Raw genomic sequence first — 22,312 nt, forward strand, 5'->3', positions numbered from 1 at the left:
GCTTTCTGGCCTGCTGAAATCGCACTTTCGCGGCGTAAAATCCCTCAGTCTGCCCTCTTCGCTCTTCAGGAAATAAAAAAAGCCGCGCCAGTAAGCACCGGCGCGGCCTGTATTGCCGTGTGCGTTTTCGTCAGCCGATCAATTACAGGCTTTCGGTAAAAGTACGGGTGATAACGTCACGCTGCTGTTCTGGCGTCAGCGCGTTAAAGCGCACCGCATAGCCCGACACGCGAATGGTCAGCTGCGGATATTTTTCCGGATGCTTCACCGCATCTTCCAGCGTTTCACGGCGCAGCACGTTTACGTTGAGGTGCTGACCGCCTTCCACGCGCACCTGCGGTTTCTGCTCCAGTGGAATTTCACGGTAAGCAATCTCGCCAAGGTCGCTGACTGCAACAACCTGATCTTCCGTGAAATCGCCTTTTGCGCACAGGCAGCGGGCTTCGGCTTTCTCATTGTCCAGCAGCCAGAACGAGTTCAGCAGCTGCGGATTTTGTGCCTGAGTAATTTGAATACCGGTAATCATAGAGGCCTCCAGGGCTTAGCGCTGCGGCAGGAGCACAGCGCGGTTCTTCGGGTTATGTGATGCTCTGGTATATCACCGCGCTGACCGGCTCGTTTTGACCTGTATCAATTTCGTCCGGCCAGAATTTTTGCTTATAATCTAATAAATTGATTTATAACAACTTTTATCATTAACTTTTTCTGCAATTGTTCAACTTATTTTTACCCTTCTGCTGCCCCGCCGGACACGCTAAGCTAAAGGCATCAATTTGCAGGGAGTCAATGATGGCTGAGAAGCTGACCTGGCACGATGTGCTGGCTGAAGAGAAAGAAAAACCTTACTTCGTGGAAACGCTCAAAGCGGTAGCCGAAGAGCGTGCGGCGGGCGTGACGGTCTATCCGCCGCAAAAGGACGTCTTCAACGCGTTCCGTCTCACCGAGCTGGGCGATATTAAAGTGGTGATCCTCGGCCAGGATCCGTACCACGGCCCGAATCAGGCGCATGGCCTGGCGTTTTCGGTATTGCCGGGCGTGGCCATTCCGCCGTCGCTGCTGAATATGTACAAAGAGCTGGAACAGGACATTCCTGGCTTTCAGCGTCCGCAGCACGGCTTTCTTGAAAGCTGGGCGAAACAGGGTGTGCTGCTGCTGAATACGGTGTTAACCGTGGAAGCCGGCAAAGCGCATTCGCACGCGCGTTTCGGCTGGGAAACCTTTACCGATAACGTGATCAGCGCCATCAACTCCCATCGCGAAGGGGTGATTTTCCTGCTGTGGGGATCGCACGCGCAGAAGAAAGGCAGCATCATTGATGCGCAGCGTCATCACGTATTAAAAGCACCGCATCCTTCGCCGCTTTCGGCGCATCGCGGCTTTTTTGGCTGTCAGCATTTTTCCAAAGCCAATGCGCTGCTGAGCCAGGCCGGCCAGACGCCCATTGACTGGACGCCGGTGCTGCCCTGAAAACACAAACGGCCGCATCAGCGGCCGTTGTTACACGGGAGCGGCTTAGCCTTTGGCTTTTGATACCGCAACCATCGCCGGACGCAGCAGGCGACCGTTGAGGGTGTAACCGCGCTGCATCACCATCAGCACGTGGTTTGGCGCCACTTCTTCAGACTCCATCATCGACATCGCCTGATGCACATCCGGGTTGAACGGCACATTAGTTTCGCCCACCACTTCCACGCCGAACTTGCGCACCGCACCCAGCAGTGATTTCAGCGTCAGCTCGATGCCTTCAATCATCGAAGCCAGCTCGGTGTTCTCTTTATCCGCCACTTCCAGCGCGCGCTCCAGGCTATCAATCACCGGCAGCAGTTCGTTGGCAAACTTTTCCAGCGCAAACTTGTGCGCTTTTTCCACGTCCATTTCGGCGCGGCGACGGATGTTTTCAATCTCAGCCTGCGCGCGCAGCTGGGCGTCACGCACGCCACCCTGCGCCTGCGCTAATTCCGCTTCCAGCTGGGCGATACGCTCATCACGCGGATCCACCTCAGTTGCTGTCTCCGCTTCCGGCTGCTGTTGTTCCTGTTGAATTTCGTCTGAGACTTGCTCGTTTGGGGTGTTCTGTTCTTTACTACTCATGAATTTCTCCGCGTTTTGCACATTCATCTCGCTGGTTGGCTTATTATGGGGATCAGTTTGACGGTTTCAAGTGAACCCATCACATTGCCTGGCCGTTTTGGCTTATGAGGAACACCCGCTAAATGAACAAACACTTTAACTGCATTGGGATCGTCGGTCATCCGCGCCATCCCACTGCGTTAACCACCCATGAAATGCTCTGGCGCTGGCTGACTGACAAAGGCTATGACGTGATCGTGGAACAGCAAATCGCCCGCGAGCTTAATCTGCAGGATGTGCGTACCGGCAGCCTGGCGGACATCGGCCAGTATGCCGATCTGGCGGTGGTGGTCGGCGGCGATGGCAATATGCTGGGCGCCGCGCGCGTGCTGGCTCGTTACGACATCAAGGTGATTGGCATCAACCGCGGCAATCTCGGCTTCCTCACGGACCTCGATCCGGATAACGCGCAGCAGCAGCTGGATGACGTGCTGCAGGGCGATTATTTCGTGGAAAGCCGCTTTTTGCTGGAAGCGCAGGTATGCAAAGAAGAGTGTTCGCCGCGCATCGGCAGCGCCATCAATGAAGTGGTGCTGCATCCGGGCAAAGTGGCGCACATGATTGAATTTGAAGTCTATATCGACGAAGTGTTCGCCTTTTCCCAGCGCTCGGACGGGCTGATTATTTCCACGCCAACCGGTTCAACTGCCTATTCGCTGTCGGCGGGCGGGCCGATATTAACGCCGTCACTCGATGCGATTGCGCTGGTGCCGATGTTCCCGCACACGCTGTCGGCGCGTCCGCTGGTGATCAACAGTAGCAGCACCATTCGCCTGCGTTTTTCCTCGCTGCGCAGCGACCTGGAGATCAGCTGTGACAGCCAGATCGCCCTGCCGATTCAGGAAGGGGAAGATGTGCTGATTCGCCGCAGCGCCAATCACCTCAATTTAATTCATCCCAAAAATTATAATTATTTTAATACCTTAAGCTCAAAACTCGGATGGTCAAAAAAATTATTCTGAAAAGGCCTGCCGGCTACTTTACTGGATAAAAAACCAGTTTATACTGTATGAAAAACCATATCTGTTTTTACATACAGGTGATTGTATGCTGGCACAACTGACCATCAGTAATTTTGCAATCGTTCGTGAACTGGAGATCGACTTTCATCGTGGCATGACAGCGATCACCGGCGAAACCGGCGCAGGAAAATCCATCGCGATTGATGCGCTGGGCCTGTGCCTTGGCGGCCGTGCTGAAGCAGACATGGTGCGTCAGGGGGCCAGCCGCGCAGATATCTGCGCGCGCTTCCAGCTGAAAGCGTCACCCTCAGCCCAGCGCTGGCTGGCGGAGAACCAGCTCGACGACGGCAACGAATGTCTGTTGCGCCGCGTGATCAGTGCCGATGGCCGCTCACGTGGCTTTATCAACGGCACGTCCGTACCGCTGTCGCAGCTGCGCGAGCTCGGCCAGTTACTGATTCAAATCCACGGTCAGCATGCACATCAGCTGCTGCTTAAAACCGATCACCAGAAACACCTGCTGGATGCCTACGCCGCGCACGATGATCGGCTGGCGGAGATGCGTCAGCACTATCAGCGCTGGCACCACAGCTGCCGCGCGCTGGCACAGCATCAGCAGCTGTCGCAGGAGCGTGAAGCCCGCCGCGAACTGCTGCAGTATCAGCTGAAAGAACTCAACGAGTTTGCGCCGCAGCCAGGTGAGTTTGAGCAGATTGATGAAGAGTACAAGCGCCTGGCGAACAGCGGTCAGCTGCTGTCCACCAGCCAGCAGGCGCTGCAAATTCTTGCCGACAGCGATGACACCAACCTGCAAAGCCTGCTCTACAGCGCGCGTAATATGCTGAGTGAGCTGGTCTCGCTGGACGATAAAGTTAGCGGCGTATTTAACCTGCTGGAAGAAGCCGCGATTCAGTTAAGTGAAGCCAGCGATGAGCTGCGCCACTACTGTGAACGGCTCGACCTCGATCCTAATCGCCTGTACGAGCTGGAGCAGCGTCTGTCGCGGCAGATTGCGCTGGCGCGTAAGCACCATGTTTCACCGGAAGCGCTGCCGGTGCTGTATCAGCAGCTGCTGGATGAAGCGGAACAGCTGTCGCAGCAGGAGAGCGATCAGGAAAGCCTGCAGAGCGACGTCGTGGCTCATCATCAGGCCGCGCTGGCCTGTGCTGAAGCCCTGCATCAGCAACGCGTCACCTCGGCGCAGGAGCTGAGCCAGCTGATTACGCAAAGCATGCGCACACTCGCCATGCCGCACGGTGAATTTGCCATTATCCTGGAATTTAATGCCGATCAGCTGACGGCCGAAGGTGCCAGCCGTATTGATTTCCGTGTCACCACCAACCCGGGCCAGCCGCTGCAGCCGCTGGGTAAAGTGGCCTCAGGGGGTGAACTGTCACGTATTGCGCTGGCGATTCAGGTGATCACCGCACAGAAAATGGAAACTCCGGCGATGATTTTCGATGAGGTAGACGTCGGCATCAGCGGTCCGACGGCCGCTGTCGTTGGCCAGATGCTGCGCCAGCTGGGCGAATCGACTCAGGTGATGTGCGTGACTCACCTGCCGCAGGTGGCGGGCTGTGGTCATCAGCACTTCTTCGTCAGCAAAGAGACCGACGGTGCGATGACCGAAACCCACATGCAGCCGCTGGATAAGCGTGCGCGTCTGCAGGAACTGGCGCGCCTGCTCGGCGGCAGCGAAGTCACACGCAACACGCTGGCGAACGCAAAAGAACTTTTAGCAGCCTGACACCGCACTTTTTGGCGGCCTGGTGGTCATATGCTTACTCTGTAGAGGTTTCCAATAGCTCAAAGGTTTATTATCATCGGCAGTCATATCGCCATAATAAAGCCTGCCGTATGCAGAGTTCAGAATTTGATGGCAACAAAACTGCCTGATGAAAGGCGTTTGGCCCCAGAAAAGGAATGTATAGATGCGCTGTAAAACGCTGACTGCCGCGGCAGTGGTAATGTTGATGATGACCGCCGGATGTTCCACCCTTGAGCGCGTTGTGTATCGTCCGGATATCAATCAGGGGAATTACCTGGTCGCCAACGACGTTTCGAAGATTCACACCGGCATGACGCAGCAGCAGGTTGCCTACACGCTCGGTACGCCGATGATGCACGACCCGTTTGGCAGTAACGTCTGGTATTACGTGTTCCGTCAGGAGCCAGGTCATGAGAGCGTGAAGCAGCAGACGCTGACGCTGACCTTCGACAGCAACGGTACGCTGACGAACATCGACAACAAACCGCGCCTCACCGGCACTGAAGACTGAGTGACCCGCAACAAAAAAGGCGCCTGAGCGCCTTTTTTAATGCCTGTAATTTACTTTTTCGTTGCCGCGCGCTCTGCCCGCTGCCGGCGCATCTCTTTTGGATCGGCAATCAGCGGGCGATAAATCTCGACCCGATCGCCATCCTGCAGCGTATCGCTCAGCTTGACCGGACGGCTGAAAATGCCGACCTTATTGCTGCTTAGATCGATATCTTTGCGCAGCGTCAGCAGCCCGGATGCCTGAATCGCCTGCTCAACCGTGGCGCCCTCTTCCAGGCTAACCTCACGCAGATACTGTTTATCCGGTAGCGCGTACACCACTTCAACGCTGATGTCAGCCACGGTAAACCTCTTTGGCGCGCTGGGTAAACGCCTGCACCATGCTGTTGGCCAGCTCTTTGAAGATGCGTCCAAATGCCATCTCGACCAGCATATTGGTGAACTCAAAGTCGAGGCTGAGCTCAACCTTGCAGGCATCGTCGCCGAGCGAGATAAATTTCCAGCCACCGGTCAGCTTGCGGAACGGCCCATCGACCAGCTGCATATGAATGCTCTGGTTATCGGTCAGGGTGTTACGCGTGGTAAAGGTTTTACTGATGCCGGCTTTGGAGACATCCACCGCGGCGGTCATCTGGTTACCGCTGTTATCCAGCACGCGGCTGCCGGTACAGCCCGGAAGAAATTCAGGATAAGCATCCACATCATTCACGAGCCGGTACATCTGCTCAGCGCTATACGGGACCAGCGCTGAACGGCTAATCTGGGCCATAATGGTTCCTGTTGGTCACAAAACCGTTGAATTATACCATTTTAAGCTACTAAACAAAAATTCACGCCTTTGCCAGCTGTGCTAAAATAGTGTGTTTTTTACCGCCCCGCAGGACAGGGGATGCGCCCACAGACTGAGTGATGTAGACTACGCCGCACTATGACAAAGAAAAAAGCTCACAAACCCGGTTCAGCCACTATTGCCCTCAACAAACGCGCTCGCCATGAATACTTCATTGAAGAGGAGTTCGAGGCCGGCATGGCGTTGCAAGGATGGGAAGTCAAATCACTGCGCGCCGGTAAAGCCAACATCAGCGACAGCTATATTTTGCTGCGCGATGGCGAAGCCTATCTGTTCGGTTCCACTTTTCAGCCGCTGGCGGTGGCATCAAGCCACGTGGTGTGCGATCCCACGCGCAACCGCAAGCTGCTGTTGAACCAGCGTGAACTGGACTCCCTGTACGGTCGTGTTAACCGCGAAGGTTACACCGTGGTTGCGCTGTCGCTGTACTGGAAAAACGCCTGGGCCAAACTAAAGATTGGTGTGGCACGCGGTAAGAAAGAACACGACAAGCGCGCGGACATTAAAGATCGCGAGTGGAAGATGGACAAAGCACGAATTATGAAGAATGCCAGCCGTTAAGCGCTGGAATCTTTTATAATTTTTTGCTAGAGTAAGAAGTTCTTGGGGCTGATTCTGGATTCGACGGGATTCGCGAAACCCAAGGTGCATGCCGAGGTGCGGTAGGCCTCGCTAAAAAACCGCAAAAAAATAGTCGCAAACGACGAAAACTACGCTTTAGCAGCTTAATAACCTGCTTAGAGCCCTCTCTCCCTAGCCTCCGCTCTTAGGACGGGGATCAAGAGAGGTCAAACCTAAAAGAGATCGCGTGGATGCCCTGCCTGGGGTTGAAGCGTTAAAACTAATCAGGCTAGTTTGTTAGTGGCGTGTCTGTCCGCAGCTGGCAAGCGAATGTAAAGACCAGACTAAGCATGTAGTACCGAGGATGTAGGAATTTCGGACGCGGGTTCAACTCCCGCCAGCTCCACCAAAATTCTCCATCGGTGATTACCAGAGTCATCCGATGAAGTCCTAAGAGCCCGCACGGCGCAAGCCCTGCGGGCTTTTTTGTGTCTGTAATCTTCCGAAACGATCCGCCTGAATCCAGAGATAATTGGTACACGCTATAATGTGGGCCAAAACGTGTACCAGTTATGGACGGAAATCAGTCCGGCCATGGATGCCCATTCTCACAAATAACGAAATTTTCAAAGCTAAGCCTCAAGAGAAAGACTTCACGCTGCATGATGGTGACTGCCTTTTCATGCTCGTCAAAACATCCGGTAAGAAGCTGTGGCGTTTTCGCTACCAGCGACCAAATAGCAGCAGTCGCACAAATCTTAGTCTTGGCTCTTACCCTGCCTTAACGCTCGCTGTCGCACGCCAAATGCGTGGCCAATATCTTTCGATGCTTGCGCAAGGAATCGCACCGCAGAAGCAGTAAGAGGAAGTTAGTGAGCAGCGACAAATAGAACTGGATAGCATTTTTCGGTTGTGGCCGGGAGATGGTTCCTGCTTAAAAGCAAAAGCGTTACTGAGGATTATGCGAAGGATATTTGGCGATCGCTAGAGAAAGACAATTTCCCAATGATTGGTGAAATGCTATACAGGCATCAAGGCTAGAACGATCATTCAAGGATTGGAGCCGATAAAAGCTCGCGGGGGCTCTTGAAACGGTGCGCCAGTTAGTACAGCGCATCAACGAGATCATGATCCATTCCGTCCACTGCTCTGATAGATGCGAATCCTACTTCTAGCGTCGATATGGCTTTTGAGAGACTCAAAAAAGAGAATATGCCAACGCTACGACCGGAAGACCTGACCAAACTGATGCATTCTTTAGTTATATCAAACTTGTCGTTTTCAAGTCGCAGTCTGTGAGTGGCAACTCCTAATCCTCATACGTCCTTCTTAGGGTTCAAGTGCTTGTTGGTAAGAGATCGCTCTTAATGAAAAGCTCTGGACAATCCCAGCCTAACGCATGAAGGTAAGCGTGAGCATATCGTGCCTCTATCCCCTCAGGCATTAGAGATTCTGGAAGTGATGAAACCAATCAGTGCGCATCGTGAACATGTTTTTCCGAGTAGAAATGATCCAGAGCAACCTATTAATAGTCAGACCGGTAATGCCGCTTTGAAACGGTTGAGTTATACTAGAATAGTAGTTGTTCATGGTTTACGCGCAATCGCGAGCACGGCTATGAATGAAGCTTTTTAATGCTGATGTCATTGAAGCAGCATTAACCCTTACGTATAATAATTAGACTAGACGACTCTAAAATCGAAAAATCATTTAACTCTCCGCAAACATTTAGTGAGATAGTGGAGGGAATAATTTTAAATACGAAAATAAACTAATGAAGGACCATTATTATTATGAATGCATTAGATACAGACAATATCAGCACAGCATTTAATTCAATCTTGCGAGCTGACTATATTTCACTCGATAACATTAAGGAACTATCTCTCCTTGAGGATTATTTCATTGATTACTTTGGGATATTAAACGGCTTACTCCAAAAACAAGACAATTTTATATCTGGTCGTCGTGGAACAGGAAAGACAACAAATCTTCTTCGTGGTTATTATGAGTGCTTAAAATCTATATCACCAGAGCTAAAAGGAACAACCTCTTTACTCGGCACAAAAAAAGTCCTTCCCATTTTTATCGACCTGAGTACATGCATTGATATCTTTGACTCAACTAGTGACCTAGAGTTAATAGAAATTCATTTTATTAGACAAATAATTGACTCTTTAAAAAAACAGCTAGCGTTGATGTACAATGAAAAACATCTTATTCTTTTTAAAAAAGAAAACCCAGCGTTAGATGACCTTGACTATATAGAGAAGATACTTGTTGAAGGTATAACAATCAGCTCGAGCCGAAAAGTAGAAGAAAATAACCAACAAAAACAAAAAACTGATTCAACCCTTTCAGCAAAGGCCGATTATACCAAGGCAGAGATAAGTGCAGGCATCACAGACTCAGTTGAAAAATCGACTAATAGTAGCCACACAAAAATAAAAGGCCTGAATGTTCAGGATTTCTTGAATAAGATTAGCCACATAAAAAACAAAGCAAAGCTTGATGCTATTTACATCTTTTTAGATGAATATTCAGACCTTAATCCTGAATCACAAAAAAAATTCAGCTCTTTATTGAAATCATTTTTAGGTTCAAGAATCGGTATGTTTTTTAAAGTCGGCGTAATAACTGATCGGTACGACTTTGGTCAAAAAATAATTATTGGAAGAGATATTTTCGCCATCCCTCTTGACTTCAATGAATACGTTGAAAGATTTGATGGGGCAATTGCTGGCATTAATAAAATGCAAGTTTTCGTAGAGCAATTAATCAATAAAAGAATTGAAAAGTTTTGTCCAAATTTAAAATTTAGCGATATATTCAAGGGAAATAGAGAGGATATTTTCTATCGAATAACTCGAAAACCCTTGGTGTGTCCCGGACTATTGGAATAATACTTCAAAATGCTTTCATTCAAGCCAGAGCCAATTCGCAAGACCATAAAATTGGTTTGTCGGAAATAAACTATGGTATTACATGTGCAAGGAAAACATATCAAAAACAATTTACTGGAAGTTCTAAAAAGGGCTTGATACCACCATTTAATATGGATATTTGGAATTCAATAATAGAAAAGGCTTTACAAGAAAAAAATAAATTTCCAGACAGAGCAGCAAGTCATTTGATGATCGATCCTTCTAGGAGAGATTATCTCAATGTATTATGTGAAAATTTCATGCTGCACTTTATATCCGAGAACGTAGTTTCTAAGCATGGCGGAAGCTATAACCTTTATGCCATTGATTATGACGTTTGCTTAGAAAACAACATTAAATACGCCAATAAAAAAGATGATTACACTCCGATAAGATTTATTTATGACGAAGTTCTAGCTAAGTACGACCCATACTTTGTCAAGACAAAACGCAAAAGTTACAAATGCCCTGCCTGCAATAAAATATATGATGAAGCTGAACTAATCAAAGTAAAAATAAAAAGATGCTTCGAAGATGATGAAAAACTCATTGAAATTATTCATCAGGATGCTCCAGTAACTCATGGAAACTTCGCTGAGGTTGAAATTAAAATATTGGGTCTAATAACTCAATTAACTTTTGATGAGGCTATGACAGCCCGTGAAATAGCCGATGCAGTTGGTTGTACAAGACAGAAAATTTCTGCTTGGGGAGGCCGGGTATTAGAAAGAGAAGGACATATCCGCATTGACAAAAATAGAAAACCACATCGATACTATGCGAGTGATCTTGATGAATAACCCTCAGAATAAGAGGAAGGAGTTATCCTAACAGTCCAGATTATAAGTTTATATTTGCGCGCGATGCTATTCCCGCCACGCCAACCCGCATTATGAAACTACATAATGTGGGCACTCTGGGCCCTAGATGATCTGAGTGAGGTAAAACGATGCATAATTTTGCTTGCAAAGCCATACATTCATATTCTTTACAATGCGGCCGGCCAGAAAAAGGCTTCGGATACCAGCCCCAATATTAGATACAACCTTCAGTTAGTAATGTCGGTTTGTGACCATGCCTCGAAATTCTATTTCTGTATGGAGCAGGATTTCGGAGCAGGGTCAGAGGGCTAAAAGATTGAAACTATGCAAATAAATAGCTAAGGTTGCGAACAAAAGATAATGGATCATTCATTTAATTAATAATCTTATGGCTCGATACACAGTAACAAGGCGCATCTGTCCAGTGATATCAACTACCATAAGACTATTTTAATAGATTTAAGACTATTTTTATCACTACCGGACACATCTTATTTTAGCGAAATAACATTTAGTAGTGTTGAACAAAAATCCACCATTTAATATCCAATTATTTTTATATATGAAAAGGAGAAGACATGCATTCAAGATCTTTAATTTATCAATGGTTATACACTCGTTGGAGAAAGTGCTTAGAGTTCATAGCTTGGTTAGCTATTAGCCTTTTCCTTTATACTGGTCATGTATACATTAGCTTTATTTCAATCTTTTTTATAAGCATTTTCATGATACGCCCCATATTACCAGACATAATTAAAATAGCCAAAAATACATTTATCATCAAGTTTTATAATGTTGTTCTGTGGTTTGTATCATACACAATTTCACTTAAATTGATTAGTTATCAAACTGGAGCATTAGAGGAACACTTAAAGTTTTCCCCAGCAGCATTAGCTTTTCCCTTATCACTCATACTCGTATTTTCAATCATTATTATCTTGTGTTTTCTTATGCTTACTCTTCTACAAATACTATCTTTAAGCTCTATTTTTATAACATCAAATGTTAAGAATAAAATAATTAAGTCAAAATTTTATTTTTTTGCAATGCGTTCATTTTACATTATACCCATAACCTTACCCGTTGTTTTTTCAATTGCCTATGCATCAGGTCCATTTTTCAAAATAGCTTTGCTTGCAGATTCTACTTTTGTGTCAGACTGCGGCGAGAAGAAAAAAGATAAAATGTACCTTCGGCTTGATTCTCACTCTTGTCTAGTGTCGACATTAGATACAGACATTTTCAGTTCCAATCCTGAATTAATAGAAGTAGATTCAAAATAGGTTTTGAAACGGCTTCTTGGCTTTTGCTTATATTAAGCAGCTTGGGCAGTTCGAATTCATTCTATAAAAACCCATGTAGTAACATGTGTTTGATTTTATAGCAGCAGGAGGAATATTCTTAGATGTAAATATTATCTTAATTTTACCATCACATGGTATCAAGAAAATTCGCTTGTGGAACACAGCGGACCAATGACAATAGCAGCATCAAATAACTATACATTACGCATAGTGGCTCAGGTCGCTTTCTGTCATCTTGACTGAGGTGAGCACCACAAGTGCACACTAGAGTACATCTCACCTCGAACCATTAACTATCTAACAAATTGAAATTTCCAGATAAAAACCAAAGGCGTATTGCGCCACCTATTCATACTCAGCCAGCTTAAAAGCGGTCTTTACATCTGAAGGCCATTTGCAAACTGCGCATTGACTCTCCGAAATAATTTCATCTCGGCCGCCCCCTTCCTCCTCGCATCCGCGATTTAACGTTAAGTTAATAGGCAATACGAAACATTGTGAGTCTAAAGCTCATATCAATGAAGCCACTTCGGATGGTCCATTAACTATCCAGCCAGCTTCCGGCTTCAGCAGAATCGATCAGGAGTTGAACAGTAAGTGGCTTATGCGCTTCGCTGAAATCATCTGGAAAGTATCGCTGAAAATTAATTGATTTGGGATCAATGCCAAACCTTTCAGAATACCTTTCAAGTAGCTCATAGGCATCAAGAGGATCCATACGAAAATCTTTATTCAAATCAGTAGAATGCTTTAAAGGATAACGTCGAAAGGTAAGAAGGCTTCTACCATTGTACTCGGCCAGAAGTGAATAAACTGCCTGCTCAATATCCTGCCTTACCATATCTTATCTTCCTCTGTAACAATGCGATTGTAACGTACCATAGACTGATAACCTATTTGCGCCACATCGCCCGCCAGGATCACCCAGCCAATCACAGGAATAGCACGCCCTACAAACGTCGAAAGCTTTGATGTCATTATTCTTTTAACTTCAAACGGATTTGCGGGATTTTGAATCCAGGTAGGTAAGCGGAAAGGGAGCCGAATATCCCTAAGCAGTTTCCTTGAATACTTTGAGGCATAACTTGTGCCGGGCGTAGCACTACCCAGCTTGCCTCTGACGGTGATAGTGTTCTGACCGCTATAAATTGCTGCTGCCGCCAGAACATCCTTCGCGCCAGTGAAATGTTCTGCGGTTACGTCTACCATAATCCAGAAGAATAATTCCCCCGCACTGAGATTTGTTAGCCCACCATAAAAGTACGTTCCATTTAGCTGTTCGGTGGTATCCATTACCTTCTCCTTTCGCTTTATACGAGTCAAATCTTAAACCCAGGGCCGGGCAATTACCATTCCTGTTTCATTCTATTCCTTACCTTCTTATGCTCTGCCGAATGTCAACTCAGCCAGCTTAGCTGAGGTAATCACATCTGATATTGATGTACATCTTTCCTTTAGCATGCGTAAGTAACATCAGACATACTCAATAGCCGCAACACTGTAATCTTCACACCATTCCCTGATAGCTTTCCTGCCACCCCTATCAAAAACATTTCATTCAAATCGCCGCAGCGTTTTCATCACTGGCGCGAAGCGCTGCCAAATCGGCCTGCTGACCAAATATGCCCCAGTTTACTTCTTCGATTTCCTGTATCACCACATAGACAGGAGCGACAGAAGTGCCTGACGGACGACGATCCAGAATCGCGGTTGCTCCCTTAATCAGCTTCTTCTTTGCATCCTCATCCAGGCCACCTTTGATGACATATATCTGAAGGGACACAACCGGCAACCATGCGGGTTTTTCTCCCATAAAGACGGCATCAGAAGAGTATTCGGCAAAGTAGGTCCATACCGTACTACGAACCAGAGGGGAGTCTGGCAGCGCCTCGCAATCAAGTCCTAACTGCGTCAGAGCTCTGGCAACCTGTTGACGCTCAGCCGCATCGAAAGTGCCTGCTGGCGCATGAATGATCATTTTAGGCATCAAATACCTCTTATTGCATCAGGGGAACAGGATGGATTCCGCACCGGGCGGAATCCATCGTGGAGCAACTAAATTGACTGCCCACCGGAGACTTCAATACGCTGACCGGTGACCCAGCCGTTGTCCGGTCCCAGCAGGCTGGCAATCATCGGACCGATGTCATCAGGCAGGCCCACGCGACCCAGCGCGGTCATGCCAGCAAACGCCTGGTTGTAATCGGGGATGTCACGCACCGCGCCACCCAGGAAGTCGGTCTCAATCGCTCCCGGGGCCACGGTATTCACGGTGATGCCGCGGCTGCCCAGTTCTTTCGCCATATACACGGAGAGTATTTCAACGGCGCCCTTGGCAGCCGAGTAGGCCGAGAAACCCGGGAACGACACGCGGGTCAGTCCCGAGGAGAAGTTGACGATGCGTCCGCCATCGACCAGCAGCGGCAGCAGCGACTGCGTCAGAAAAAACACCCCTTTGACGTGTACGTTAAATAACGCGTCAAACTGCTCTTCCGTGGTTGCGCTAAAGTCGGCCATTTCCCCATGCCCGGCGTTGTTGATCAGATGGTCGAACGTGTCGCGTCCCCAGTCACCTTTCAGGATATTGCCCACGGCGGCGACGAAACCCGGGAAGGACGATACGTTGCTGGTGTCCAGTTGCAGCGCAACTGCCTTACGGCCAAGCGCCTGAATTTCATTCACCACGGCATCCGCCGCTTCTTTACCCGTACGATAAGTCACGATGACATCACCACCATGGCGGGCAATGCTCAGTGCGGTATTACGGCCAAGACCCCGGCTGGCGCCAGTAACAAGAGAAAGGGTTGTCATGAAATATCTCCTCAATAGTGGGAGAGTGATTCTAACAATCGACAAACTTCCAGGGTTGCCCAATAATTTTTAATTATTGCCTGATTATTTTTATATTTTTATTCGATGCCGTATTTACTAGAATGGTCGCATCTGAAATTTTTTATTAATTGCCTGATAATATGAAAAAGCGTGATCACTCGTATGAGGAACGCTCTGCAGGAGACAATGAATTTGACTCTGCCGGGAGGATGGCGGCTTTGCTGCAGGCGGCACGACACTACGCTGATGAACACCACAACGGAGCGGGCGTTGCTGCAACGCCAGTGGATGGGGTGTTCATTCTGCGCGAGACCGCGCCTACCGCGTTGCAATTCGCTATCACTAAGCCGTTGATTGCAATGGTGCTGCAAGGCAGTAAACGCGTGACCATGGGCAGCGATCGTTTTGATTTTGGCGCGGGGGAATCCCTGCTGATCACCATGGACGTGCCAACCGTGAGTCAGGTTATCAGCGCCAGTGCCGACACCCCTTATTATTCTCTGGTCGTGGAACTGGATGCGGCGGTGATTAGCGAACTGATGGCAAACATGGTCGGACTGGAGGCTGCCACGGATTTGCCCGTAAGCATTGATCAGATCGAAGAAGATGTGGCAGAAGCCGCTTTGCGCCTGCTGAACATGCTCAGCAGACCGCGCGCGCTCGCTGTGCTGGGCAGCCAGTTGGTGCGGGAGTTACATTACTGGCTATTGTCAGGACGACACGGCAGCGCGCTGCGCGCCCTCGGCAGCACTGACAGCCATGCCCGGCGGATTGCGCGGGCAGTCGCGATCATTCGGGCCAATTATGCACAACCGCTGCGCATGAAAACCCTCGCTGACGCCGCCGGTATGAGCCTCTCGGTATTTCATACGCATTTCCGCCATGTCACCACGCTCACCCCGCTGCAATTCCAGAAACAACTGCGCCTGCTTGAAGCGCGGAGACTAATGCTGACGGAAGGGACAGCGATCGGTATTGCTGCTAACGCGGTGGGATATGAGAGCGTGACGCAGTTTACTCGTGAATACTCACGGCTGTTTGGTTCACCGCCAGCCCGGAATATTCGGGAAACCCGCGCACTCGAGCGTTCAGTCCTGTCCGGTGAGCCTATGAGGCAATAAATTATTCGAGTCTGTCGCTGCCGGGACGTATATTCCGGCAGATGACGAACCCAGCCGATTGCATCTGCTCACCCGAACGACGCCGACGCTGACTGCTTTACCTTCAATCAACCGTTACGATCGACAGCTCGCGAAAGCGTCTCTCCCTGCTGCGCATTTATGCCAGAAACGCCCACAGAAACGGTACGATTCACTTACAGTTTATTCCTAATGCCCTGCGTTGCGCTCTGTGCCACTCTTAACTACGCTCATAACACTTATGATGCTTAATGAGGGAATATATTATGAAAAAGACGATTATTGCGTTATCCGCCATTCTTCTGACTTCTACGGCGTTTGCCGCCACACACGCAACCGATGAAACCGTCGCTGACGCCAAAGCGGGCGCCAATACGGCGAAAGAGAAACTGCATCAGGCGCAGCATCAGGGTGAAGAGCAGCAGCTCAAAGCCAAACATGCTGCCGAAGGTAAAAGCGATAGCCTGACCAGCAAAGCGAGCGAAAACTCGCAGAAAGCCTGGAACAGCACCAAAGAAGGTACTGAAAAAGGTTGGGACGCCACCAAAGAAGGCGCGCAGAAAGGCTGGAACAAAACCAAAGAAGGTGCCAGCGATCTGAAGAAGAAAGTCTCTGAGTAATTTCTTCTGATGTAGATAGCGATTGCTCTGCATTCATTTGATTAAAAAACGCCTGGTGCACTGCATCAGGCGTTTTTTACATCATAAGCATATTAATCCGCAGCGAACTTAGTTAAATTTCATTCGCAGGAGCTGCTCTCGCGGCATAGCAAATGGGATGGATTTGGCGCTGATGCAAATAGTTAATGATGTATCTTTGGTTGAGGTGCAACACGCAACGGACCGCGAACAGGCGAAATCAGAGGTATTACTCAGTGGTAGTTCTACCGGCATAATCATCCCCGGAAAAATCCTTGAGGCAGCAGTCAAAGTTACTGATAACCGCTATGTGCTGTTTGTCACGGATGATGTGCTCTACGAGGAATCACTGACTATTGTGCTAATTGATTCCTCTCAGGGCATTCAGGAAATTGTCACTATTGGCAATGAGTATAACTCCGGCACATTTGAGCAATTGCATATCAGTGACCATTCACTTCAGTTTCGTTTTATCGGTGATTATATCTGGGGCCTGAAACTGGAAGAATCACCGAAATTCCAGCTGCCATTTTTCAGCGATCCGAAAGGTGTCTCCCGCAGTAAAGCATTTACCCGATTCATGAACATCACGGCTTTACCCGCGTGATAGACACGAACTCATTACCCCATAAGGCCGCAATGCGGCCTTTTTTGTGCCTGCCAGCAACCGGATTAATACAAAACGCTGCGATCCCGCTCCTGGATTCGGGCAAATTCCTAATCAGCGATTGATTAATAAGCAGGCTGCGCGAATAGTAAGCGAACCGGCCATCGGGTGCCGGCACAAGGAGAAAGCACATGGGATATTACGTACTGAGAAAAAGTGATACAGCATTGTCGCAGAAATACTGGTTTGTGCTTAAAGCCAGCAACGGCGAAACCATCGCCACCAGCGAGATGTACAGCTCAAAACAGGCGGCGGAAAACGGCATCCGCTCGGTGCAGCAGAACGGTGCGTCGACCACCATTCACGATGAGACCTGACCTCGCGCAGCCTGCGCAGTGATGCGCGAAGGTGGGTCATTGACCCTGCAAGCGGCGCAATGTATTACGCGATCAATCGCGCCGCTAAGCATCTCCGGCAAGCGGGTACCACGCAGTACCACAGTCCCCCTAAAACGCCACCGGCGCTTTGCATCGGACGGCCTTTGCCCCTACACTTGCCGCATCGCCCTTAACCATTAATTAACTTTATGTCCGATACATTTCAACGCCAGCCGCTGCCCTTGCCCAATGGCCATAATAAAGTGCTGCTGCACTCCTGCTGCGCTCCCTGCTCGGGAGAAGTGATGGAAGCGATGCTGGCTTCCGGCATCGATTACACCATCTTCTTCTACAACCCGAACATTCATCCGCTGAAAGAGTACGAGCTGCGCAAAGAGGAGAACATCCGCTTTGCCGAGCAGTTTGGCGTGCCTTTTGTTGATGCCGATTACGACAAAGACAATTGGTTCGAGCGTGCGCGTGGCATGGAGTGGGAGCCGGAGCGCGGCGTGCGCTGCACCATGTGTTTCGACATGCGCTTCGAGCGCACCGCGCTGTACGCGCATGAACACGGCTTTCCGGTGATCACCAGTTCACTTGGCATTTCGCGCTGGAAGAATATGCAGCAAATCAACGACTGCGGCGTGCGCGCGGCGGCGCGCTATCCGGATATGCTGTACTGGGAGTTTAACTGGCGTAAAGGTGGCGGTTCGTCGCGCATGATTGAGATCAGCAAGCGCGAGCGCTTCTATCAGCAGGAGTATTGCGGCTGCATCTATTCGCTGCGCGATACCAACCGCCACCGCGTGGCGAGCGGTCGCGAACGTATCGAAATCGGCGTGCAGTACTATTCGCCGGACGAGTAAGAAAAAAACCTGCTGGCGCTAACCAGCAGGTTAATCATTACCAGTTCAGCAGCTGGCCGCGGTAATCCACGTAGTGGTGGCCGCCACGCCCGCTAAACTGCTGCAGCTGCGTGACCATGCCCTGCGCACTCTCGGTGACGCTGATATCCGCGCCCTCACCGCCCATGTCGGTTTTTACCCAGCCCGGATGCAGTGACAGCAATGTGCTGCCCTGCTGGTGCATCTGCGTCGCCAGCGCGCGGCTCAGCATATTCAGCGCCGCTTTGCTGGCTGAGTAGAACGGCATCGCCGCGTCACGGTTCTCGTTGAGGCTGGCGAGACGCGACGTTGTCAGGCCCAGCACGCTCTGTTTATCGCGCAGCAGCGGCAGCAGGCTCTCCGCCAGGCGCACCGGCGCCACCGCATTGGTAAAGAACAGCTCGCTGAGCTGCGCATCGTCCACGTCGCGCAGCTGCGATGCGTGCGGACCGAGAATCCCGGCGTTAATCAGGATGCAATCAAAGGGTGCGTCGCCGAGCTGCCGGACCAGCGCGTCACGCTGCGCGCCATCGGTGATATCCAGCGCCAGCCACTGCAGCTGCGGATGCTGAAACGAAACCGCCGTGGAACGGTAGGTGGCGGTCACCTGCCAGCCCGCCTGCAGCAGTTGCTGCACCACGGCCAGGCCAATGCCTTTTGACGCCCCAATAATCAATGCTCGCTGTTGTTGGCTCATCTGTCTCTCGCTGGTTGGTGTGCCACGAAAAAGGGCAGGATACCCTGCCCTGTTGTCCTTACCGGAACACTAACGTTAGCACGACGATGACCACCATAATTATCAGCAGGTGGCACACCGTTTTATCCAGGTTGCGTTGCTTCATCGCGCCTCCTGCACTCAGAACCACTGGCCAAAGCGCTTGATGTACAGCGTTTTCATGCCCTGCGCCACCAGGCAGTAGCCGAGCAGCGTGGCCAGCAGCCACGGGAAATAGCTCCATGGCAGCGGCACCAGGCCGACCATCGCGCCGAGCGGCGAGAACGGCAGCAGAATGCCGGCAATCATTACGCAGGCGGTGGTCAGCAGCACCGGCAGCGCCGCGCGGCTCTGGATAAACGGAATCTTGCGCGTGCGCAGCATGTGCACCACCAGCGTCTGCGACAGCAGCCCTTCCACAAACCAGCCGGACTGGAACAGCGACTGCATCGCTGGGGTATTCGCCGCGAACACGTACCACATTAGCGCAAAGGTGGTGATGTCAAAAATTGACGACGTTGGCCCAATCCACAGCATAAAGCGTTTGATGTTGCGCGCGTCCCATTTGCGTGGTTTGCGCAGGAACTCGCGATCCATTTTGTCCCACGGCAGCGCCAGCTGTGACAGATCGTACATCAGGTTCTGAATCAGCAGGTGAATCGCCAGCATCGGCAGGAACGGAATGAACGCGCTCGCCACCAGCACCGAGAACACATTGCCGAAGTTGGAACTGGCGGTCATGTTCAGGTACTTGATGATGTTGCCAAACGTCTCGCGCCCCTTCATCACGCCCTCTTCCAGCACCATTAAATTCTTTTCCAGCAGGATGATGTCAGAAGACTCTTTGGCGATGTCCGCCGCGCTGTCGACCGAGATCCCCACATCGGCGTCACGCAGCGCCGGCGCATCATTGATGCCGTCACCGAGAAAACCCACCGTGTGGCCCTGCTGCTGCAGCGCACGCAGAATGCGTGACTTCTGCAGCGGCGTCAGTTTGGCAAACACCGAGCTGCGCGCCGCGGCCTGCGCCAGCTGCTCATCGCTCATCGCAGCAATCGCCTCGCCGGTGAGGATCTCGCCACAGTCGATGCCCACCTGCTGGCAGATGCGCGCCGTCACTACCGGATTATCGCCGGTCAGCACTTTGACCGTTACGCCGTTCTCGTTAAGCGCGGTAATCGCCTTCGCCGCGCTTTCCTTCGGCGGATCGAGGAAGGTCAGCAGCCCTTCAATGGTCAGTCCCTGCTCATCCGCGACGCTGAGCGCCTGTTGCAGGCCCGGCTCCGCCAGCGCGCGGCTGGCCACCAGCAGTACGCGGAAGCCCTGCTGATTGTACTGATGCGCCAGCGCCAGCAGCTCCGCGCGACGGGTTTCATTGAGCGGCTGAATCAGTTTGCCTTCGCGTTCGGCGCTGGCAATGCTCAGCATCTCCTCGACCGCGCCCTTACAGATCAGCATCTGCTGGTTGAGGCGGCGGTCACGCACCACCACTGAAACGCGCCGACGCACAAAATCAAACGGCAGCTCATCCACTTTGCTGTAGTAGTCGCTCATGTCCGCGCTGATGCGTCCTTTGCCGTAGCGCAGGATGGCGCGATCCATCAGGTTAGGCGTGCCGCTCTGGTAATGGCTGTTGAGCCAGCTCAGCATCAGGACGCGCGAGTTCTCTACCCCGGCACAGTCGAGATGATGCTCCAGGATGATGTTGTCCTGCGTCAGCGTGCCGGTTTTGTCGGTACACAGAATGTCCATGGCGCCGAGGTTCTGGATCGCGTTCAGGCGTTTGACGATCACCTTACGGCGCGACATGGCAATCGCCCCTTTGGCCAGATTCGAGCTGACAATCATCGGCAGCATTTCCGGCGTCAGCCCCACCGCCACCGCCAGCGCGAACAGCGAAGCATCCAGCCAGTCGCCTTTGGTCAGGCCGTTAATCAGCAGCACCACCGGCACCATCACCAGCATGAAACGAATCAGCAGCCAGCTGACGCTGTTCACGCCGCGATCGAAAGCGGTTTGTGTGCGGTTACCAACAATCGATTTCGCCAGGCTGCCGAAGTAAGTTTCCCCGCCGGTCGCCACCACCACCGCTTTGGCGCTGCCGCTGGAGACGTTAGTGCCCATCAGACATACGCTGCCCAGTTCCAGCAACGATGCATCTTTATCGCTGGCGCTGGCCTGTTTGCTGGCCACGTGGCCGGTAACGTCATATTTCTCCACCGGCAGCGATTCGCCGGTCAGAATCGCCTGGCTGATAAACAGATCGCGTGAGTCGAGCAGCCGCACATCGGCTGGCACCAAATCGCCCGCAGAGAGATAAATGATGTCGCCGGGCACCAGGCTGGTGATGTCCACTTCCTGTTTCTGCGGCGCCTGCTGTACCGATTCCCGGCGCAGCACGGTGGCGGTGGTGCGCACCATCGATTTCAGCGCCTGTGCCGCTTTGTTGGTGCGAAACTCCTGCCAGAAGCGCAGCAAACCGCTGAGCGTTACCATCGTCACAATGATGATGACACCGGTCAGATCGGTCTCCTCGCCATGGCGCAGCGGCATCCAGTAGTCGGTGAAAAAGCTCACCAGCGCCAGCGCCAGCAGCACATAGATGAACGGATTATTGAAAGCCTGAATCAGCTGCACCAGCGCCGGTGGCGCTTTATCATGCTCCACCTGATTGCGACCATAAATCTGCAGCCGCGCTTCCGCTTCGCGTTCGACCAGCCCCAGCGCATCGCTGCGCAGGCGCAGCAGCGTTTCGTCGGCGGTAAAAGCGGCTTCGTCTTCAATCAGATAGCGTGCGGTTTTCTGACGTGCCGGACGCACGGTGTTCCAGGCTTTTTTTTCCTGGTTGAGTTTCATGTCAGTCATGATGACACTCCTCGTTTATTTTTTTACGGCAATAACGATCCCTGCGCGCCAGGCGCACAAGTCGAAAACATTAATTGTCACGGCGTGACCGGATTAAATTAAAAATAACCTGTCGGGAATTTCCATATTACCTCCCGGAAATAATGGGCGAAGAAAGTCGCTCGCTGAATAACGAGTGAAATAACATAATCCTGGATAACGCTGCGCGCAGCAGCAGCCTGAAGCGGCTTAACGCGCAGGGAAGCTCAGCACGCTGAAGATCAGCGCGCGTATCGAGGCGGAGGAAAAAGTGCGTTTAAAATCATGTGCATGATGCTATTCCCACGGGCATCAGCCCGCTGTGGTGTCATTATCAGGGAACAATCATCAGAAACAGGTGAGGATTGCTGCCCGCCATGTTGGCAAGCAGCGACAAAAGAATTCGC

Annotated in this window: 23 protein-coding genes, 1 other RNA gene and 1 pseudogene; 15 read left to right on the forward strand and 10 right to left on the reverse strand. The window is 50.9% G+C overall.

Annotated elements, in window-relative coordinates:
- Window positions 1-142: 142 nt before the first annotated feature.
- The gene (grcA, locus tag F3I21_RS09885; protein WP_021506514.1) at window positions 143-526 is read right to left on the reverse strand and encodes an autonomous glycyl radical cofactor GrcA; all 384 of its coding nucleotides are present in this window, start codon (window positions 524-526) and stop codon (window positions 143-145) included.
- A gap of 263 nt (window positions 527-789) precedes the next feature.
- Between grcA and ung the strand changes: the two genes are divergently transcribed.
- A complete protein-coding gene (gene ung, locus F3I21_RS09890) occupies window positions 790-1,467 on the forward strand; it encodes a uracil-DNA glycosylase (RefSeq protein WP_127834787.1) in 678 nt (225 codons plus the stop codon).
- A 45-nt stretch (window positions 1,468-1,512) separates the two neighbouring features.
- Here ung and grpE read toward each other — a convergent pair whose 3' ends face one another.
- Window positions 1,513-2,091 carry a nucleotide exchange factor GrpE gene (grpE, locus tag F3I21_RS09895; RefSeq protein WP_031279366.1) on the reverse strand — a complete coding sequence of 193 codons (579 nt, stop codon included), beginning with the start codon at window positions 2,089-2,091 and terminating at the stop codon, window positions 1,513-1,515.
- Window positions 2,092-2,213: 122 nt separating this feature from the next.
- Here grpE and nadK point away from each other — a divergent pair, with 122 nt between their 5' ends.
- The 3 genes from nadK to bamE all read left to right on the forward strand — a co-directional run bounded on the left by nadK (window position 2,214) and on the right by bamE (window position 5,371).
- Window positions 2,214-3,092: an NAD(+) kinase gene (nadK, locus tag F3I21_RS09900; protein ID WP_058758272.1), complete on the forward strand. Its 879-nt coding sequence runs from the start codon at window positions 2,214-2,216 to the stop codon at window positions 3,090-3,092.
- An 85-nt stretch (window positions 3,093-3,177) separates the two neighbouring features.
- On the forward strand, window positions 3,178-4,839 hold the full coding sequence (recN, locus tag F3I21_RS09905; protein ID WP_150058782.1) for a DNA repair protein RecN: 1,662 nt from the start codon (window positions 3,178-3,180) through the stop codon (window positions 4,837-4,839).
- 184 nt (window positions 4,840-5,023) lie between these two features.
- Window positions 5,024-5,371 carry an outer membrane protein assembly factor BamE gene (gene bamE / locus F3I21_RS09910; RefSeq protein WP_021506509.1) on the forward strand — a complete coding sequence of 116 codons (348 nt, stop codon included), beginning with the start codon at window positions 5,024-5,026 and terminating at the stop codon, window positions 5,369-5,371.
- Between the two features lie 50 nt (window positions 5,372-5,421).
- On the opposite strand, the gene F3I21_RS09915 is transcribed toward bamE, so the two are convergent.
- Both F3I21_RS09915 and F3I21_RS09920 read right to left on the reverse strand, forming a co-directional pair.
- Window positions 5,422-5,712: an RnfH family protein gene (locus tag F3I21_RS09915; RefSeq protein ID WP_021506508.1), complete on the reverse strand. Its 291-nt coding sequence runs from the start codon at window positions 5,710-5,712 to the stop codon at window positions 5,422-5,424.
- Window positions 5,705-6,139 (reverse strand): type II toxin-antitoxin system RatA family toxin, encoded by a 435-nt coding sequence (locus F3I21_RS09920; RefSeq protein ID WP_021506507.1) that lies wholly within the window; start codon window positions 6,137-6,139, stop codon window positions 5,705-5,707. Before F3I21_RS09920 ends, F3I21_RS09915 begins: the two co-directional genes overlap by 8 nt.
- 159 nt (window positions 6,140-6,298) lie before the next feature.
- Between F3I21_RS09920 and smpB the strand changes: the two genes are divergently transcribed.
- From smpB to F3I21_RS09950, 6 genes and pseudogenes are all read left to right on the forward strand, one after another.
- Window positions 6,299-6,781, forward strand: a complete 483-nt coding sequence (gene smpB, locus F3I21_RS09925) for an SsrA-binding protein SmpB (RefSeq protein ID WP_021506506.1) — start codon at window positions 6,299-6,301, stop codon at window positions 6,779-6,781.
- Between the two features lie 44 nt (window positions 6,782-6,825).
- Window positions 6,826-7,190: a transfer-messenger RNA gene (gene ssrA / locus F3I21_RS09930) on the forward strand.
- 189 nt (window positions 7,191-7,379) lie between these two features.
- A pseudogene (locus F3I21_RS09935) lies at window positions 7,380-8,459 on the forward strand (integrase arm-type DNA-binding domain-containing protein); the annotation flags it as partial.
- A 115-nt stretch (window positions 8,460-8,574) separates the two neighbouring features.
- Entirely contained in the window at window positions 8,575-9,684 is a 1,110-nt protein-coding gene (locus F3I21_RS09940) for a hypothetical protein (RefSeq protein ID WP_150058783.1), read from the forward strand.
- Window positions 9,663-10,505 (forward strand): hypothetical protein, encoded by an 843-nt coding sequence (locus tag F3I21_RS09945; protein WP_150058784.1) that lies wholly within the window; start codon window positions 9,663-9,665, stop codon window positions 10,503-10,505. Before F3I21_RS09940 ends, F3I21_RS09945 begins: the two co-directional genes overlap by 22 nt.
- 599 nt (window positions 10,506-11,104) lie before the next feature.
- The gene (locus F3I21_RS09950) at window positions 11,105-11,809 is read left to right on the forward strand and encodes a hypothetical protein (protein WP_150058785.1); all 705 of its coding nucleotides are present in this window, start codon (window positions 11,105-11,107) and stop codon (window positions 11,807-11,809) included.
- Window positions 11,810-12,371: 562 nt separating this feature from the next.
- Here the strand turns inward: F3I21_RS09950 and F3I21_RS09955 are convergent.
- From F3I21_RS09955 to F3I21_RS09970, 4 genes are all read right to left on the reverse strand, one after another.
- Window positions 12,372-12,671, reverse strand: a complete 300-nt coding sequence (locus F3I21_RS09955; protein WP_150058786.1) for a DUF1493 family protein — start codon at window positions 12,669-12,671, stop codon at window positions 12,372-12,374.
- The gene (locus F3I21_RS09960) at window positions 12,665-13,123 is read right to left on the reverse strand and encodes an STM2901 family protein (protein ID WP_058758258.1); all 459 of its coding nucleotides are present in this window, start codon (window positions 13,121-13,123) and stop codon (window positions 12,665-12,667) included. The genes F3I21_RS09955 and F3I21_RS09960 overlap by 7 nt, the downstream gene beginning before the upstream one ends.
- A 265-nt stretch (window positions 13,124-13,388) precedes the next feature.
- A complete protein-coding gene (locus tag F3I21_RS09965; RefSeq protein ID WP_150058787.1) occupies window positions 13,389-13,817 on the reverse strand; it encodes a tautomerase family protein in 429 nt (142 codons plus the stop codon).
- 68 nt (window positions 13,818-13,885) lie between these two features.
- On the reverse strand, window positions 13,886-14,641 hold the full coding sequence (locus tag F3I21_RS09970) for an SDR family NAD(P)-dependent oxidoreductase (protein ID WP_150058788.1): 756 nt from the start codon (window positions 14,639-14,641) through the stop codon (window positions 13,886-13,888).
- Between the two features lie 230 nt (window positions 14,642-14,871).
- Here F3I21_RS09970 and F3I21_RS09975 point away from each other — a divergent pair, with 230 nt between their 5' ends.
- The 5 genes from F3I21_RS09975 (at window position 14,872) to F3I21_RS09995 (ending at window position 18,289) form a co-directional block, all read left to right on the forward strand.
- Complete coding sequence (locus tag F3I21_RS09975; protein WP_150058806.1) at window positions 14,872-15,783, forward strand: AraC family transcriptional regulator; 912 nt, start codon at window positions 14,872-14,874, stop codon at window positions 15,781-15,783.
- A 284-nt stretch (window positions 15,784-16,067) separates the two neighbouring features.
- Window positions 16,068-16,421: a hypothetical protein gene (locus F3I21_RS09980; RefSeq protein WP_021506488.1), complete on the forward strand. Its 354-nt coding sequence runs from the start codon at window positions 16,068-16,070 to the stop codon at window positions 16,419-16,421.
- Between the two features lie 157 nt (window positions 16,422-16,578).
- Window positions 16,579-17,046, forward strand: a complete 468-nt coding sequence (locus F3I21_RS09985; RefSeq protein ID WP_223815653.1) for a hypothetical protein — start codon at window positions 16,579-16,581, stop codon at window positions 17,044-17,046.
- A 191-nt stretch (window positions 17,047-17,237) separates the two neighbouring features.
- Window positions 17,238-17,423, forward strand: a complete 186-nt coding sequence (locus F3I21_RS09990) for a YegP family protein (protein ID WP_021506487.1) — start codon at window positions 17,238-17,240, stop codon at window positions 17,421-17,423.
- Window positions 17,424-17,632: 209 nt separating this feature from the next.
- Entirely contained in the window at window positions 17,633-18,289 is a 657-nt protein-coding gene (locus tag F3I21_RS09995) for an epoxyqueuosine reductase QueH (RefSeq protein WP_031279356.1), read from the forward strand.
- A gap of 37 nt (window positions 18,290-18,326) precedes the next feature.
- On the opposite strand, the gene F3I21_RS10000 is transcribed toward F3I21_RS09995, so the two are convergent.
- Together F3I21_RS10000 and mgtA are read right to left on the reverse strand one after the other, a co-directional pair.
- The gene (locus F3I21_RS10000) at window positions 18,327-19,004 is read right to left on the reverse strand and encodes an SDR family oxidoreductase (RefSeq protein WP_058776469.1); all 678 of its coding nucleotides are present in this window, start codon (window positions 19,002-19,004) and stop codon (window positions 18,327-18,329) included.
- A gap of 159 nt (window positions 19,005-19,163) precedes the next feature.
- Window positions 19,164-21,887 carry a magnesium-translocating P-type ATPase gene (mgtA, locus tag F3I21_RS10005; protein WP_150058789.1) on the reverse strand — a complete coding sequence of 908 codons (2,724 nt, stop codon included), beginning with the start codon at window positions 21,885-21,887 and terminating at the stop codon, window positions 19,164-19,166.
- Window positions 21,888-22,312 lie beyond the last annotated feature (425 nt).

The sequence above is a fragment of the Pantoea sp. B_9 genome, from assembly GCF_008632015.1.
In the GTDB taxonomy this organism is placed as follows: domain Bacteria; phylum Pseudomonadota; class Gammaproteobacteria; order Enterobacterales; family Enterobacteriaceae; genus Pantoea; species Pantoea dispersa.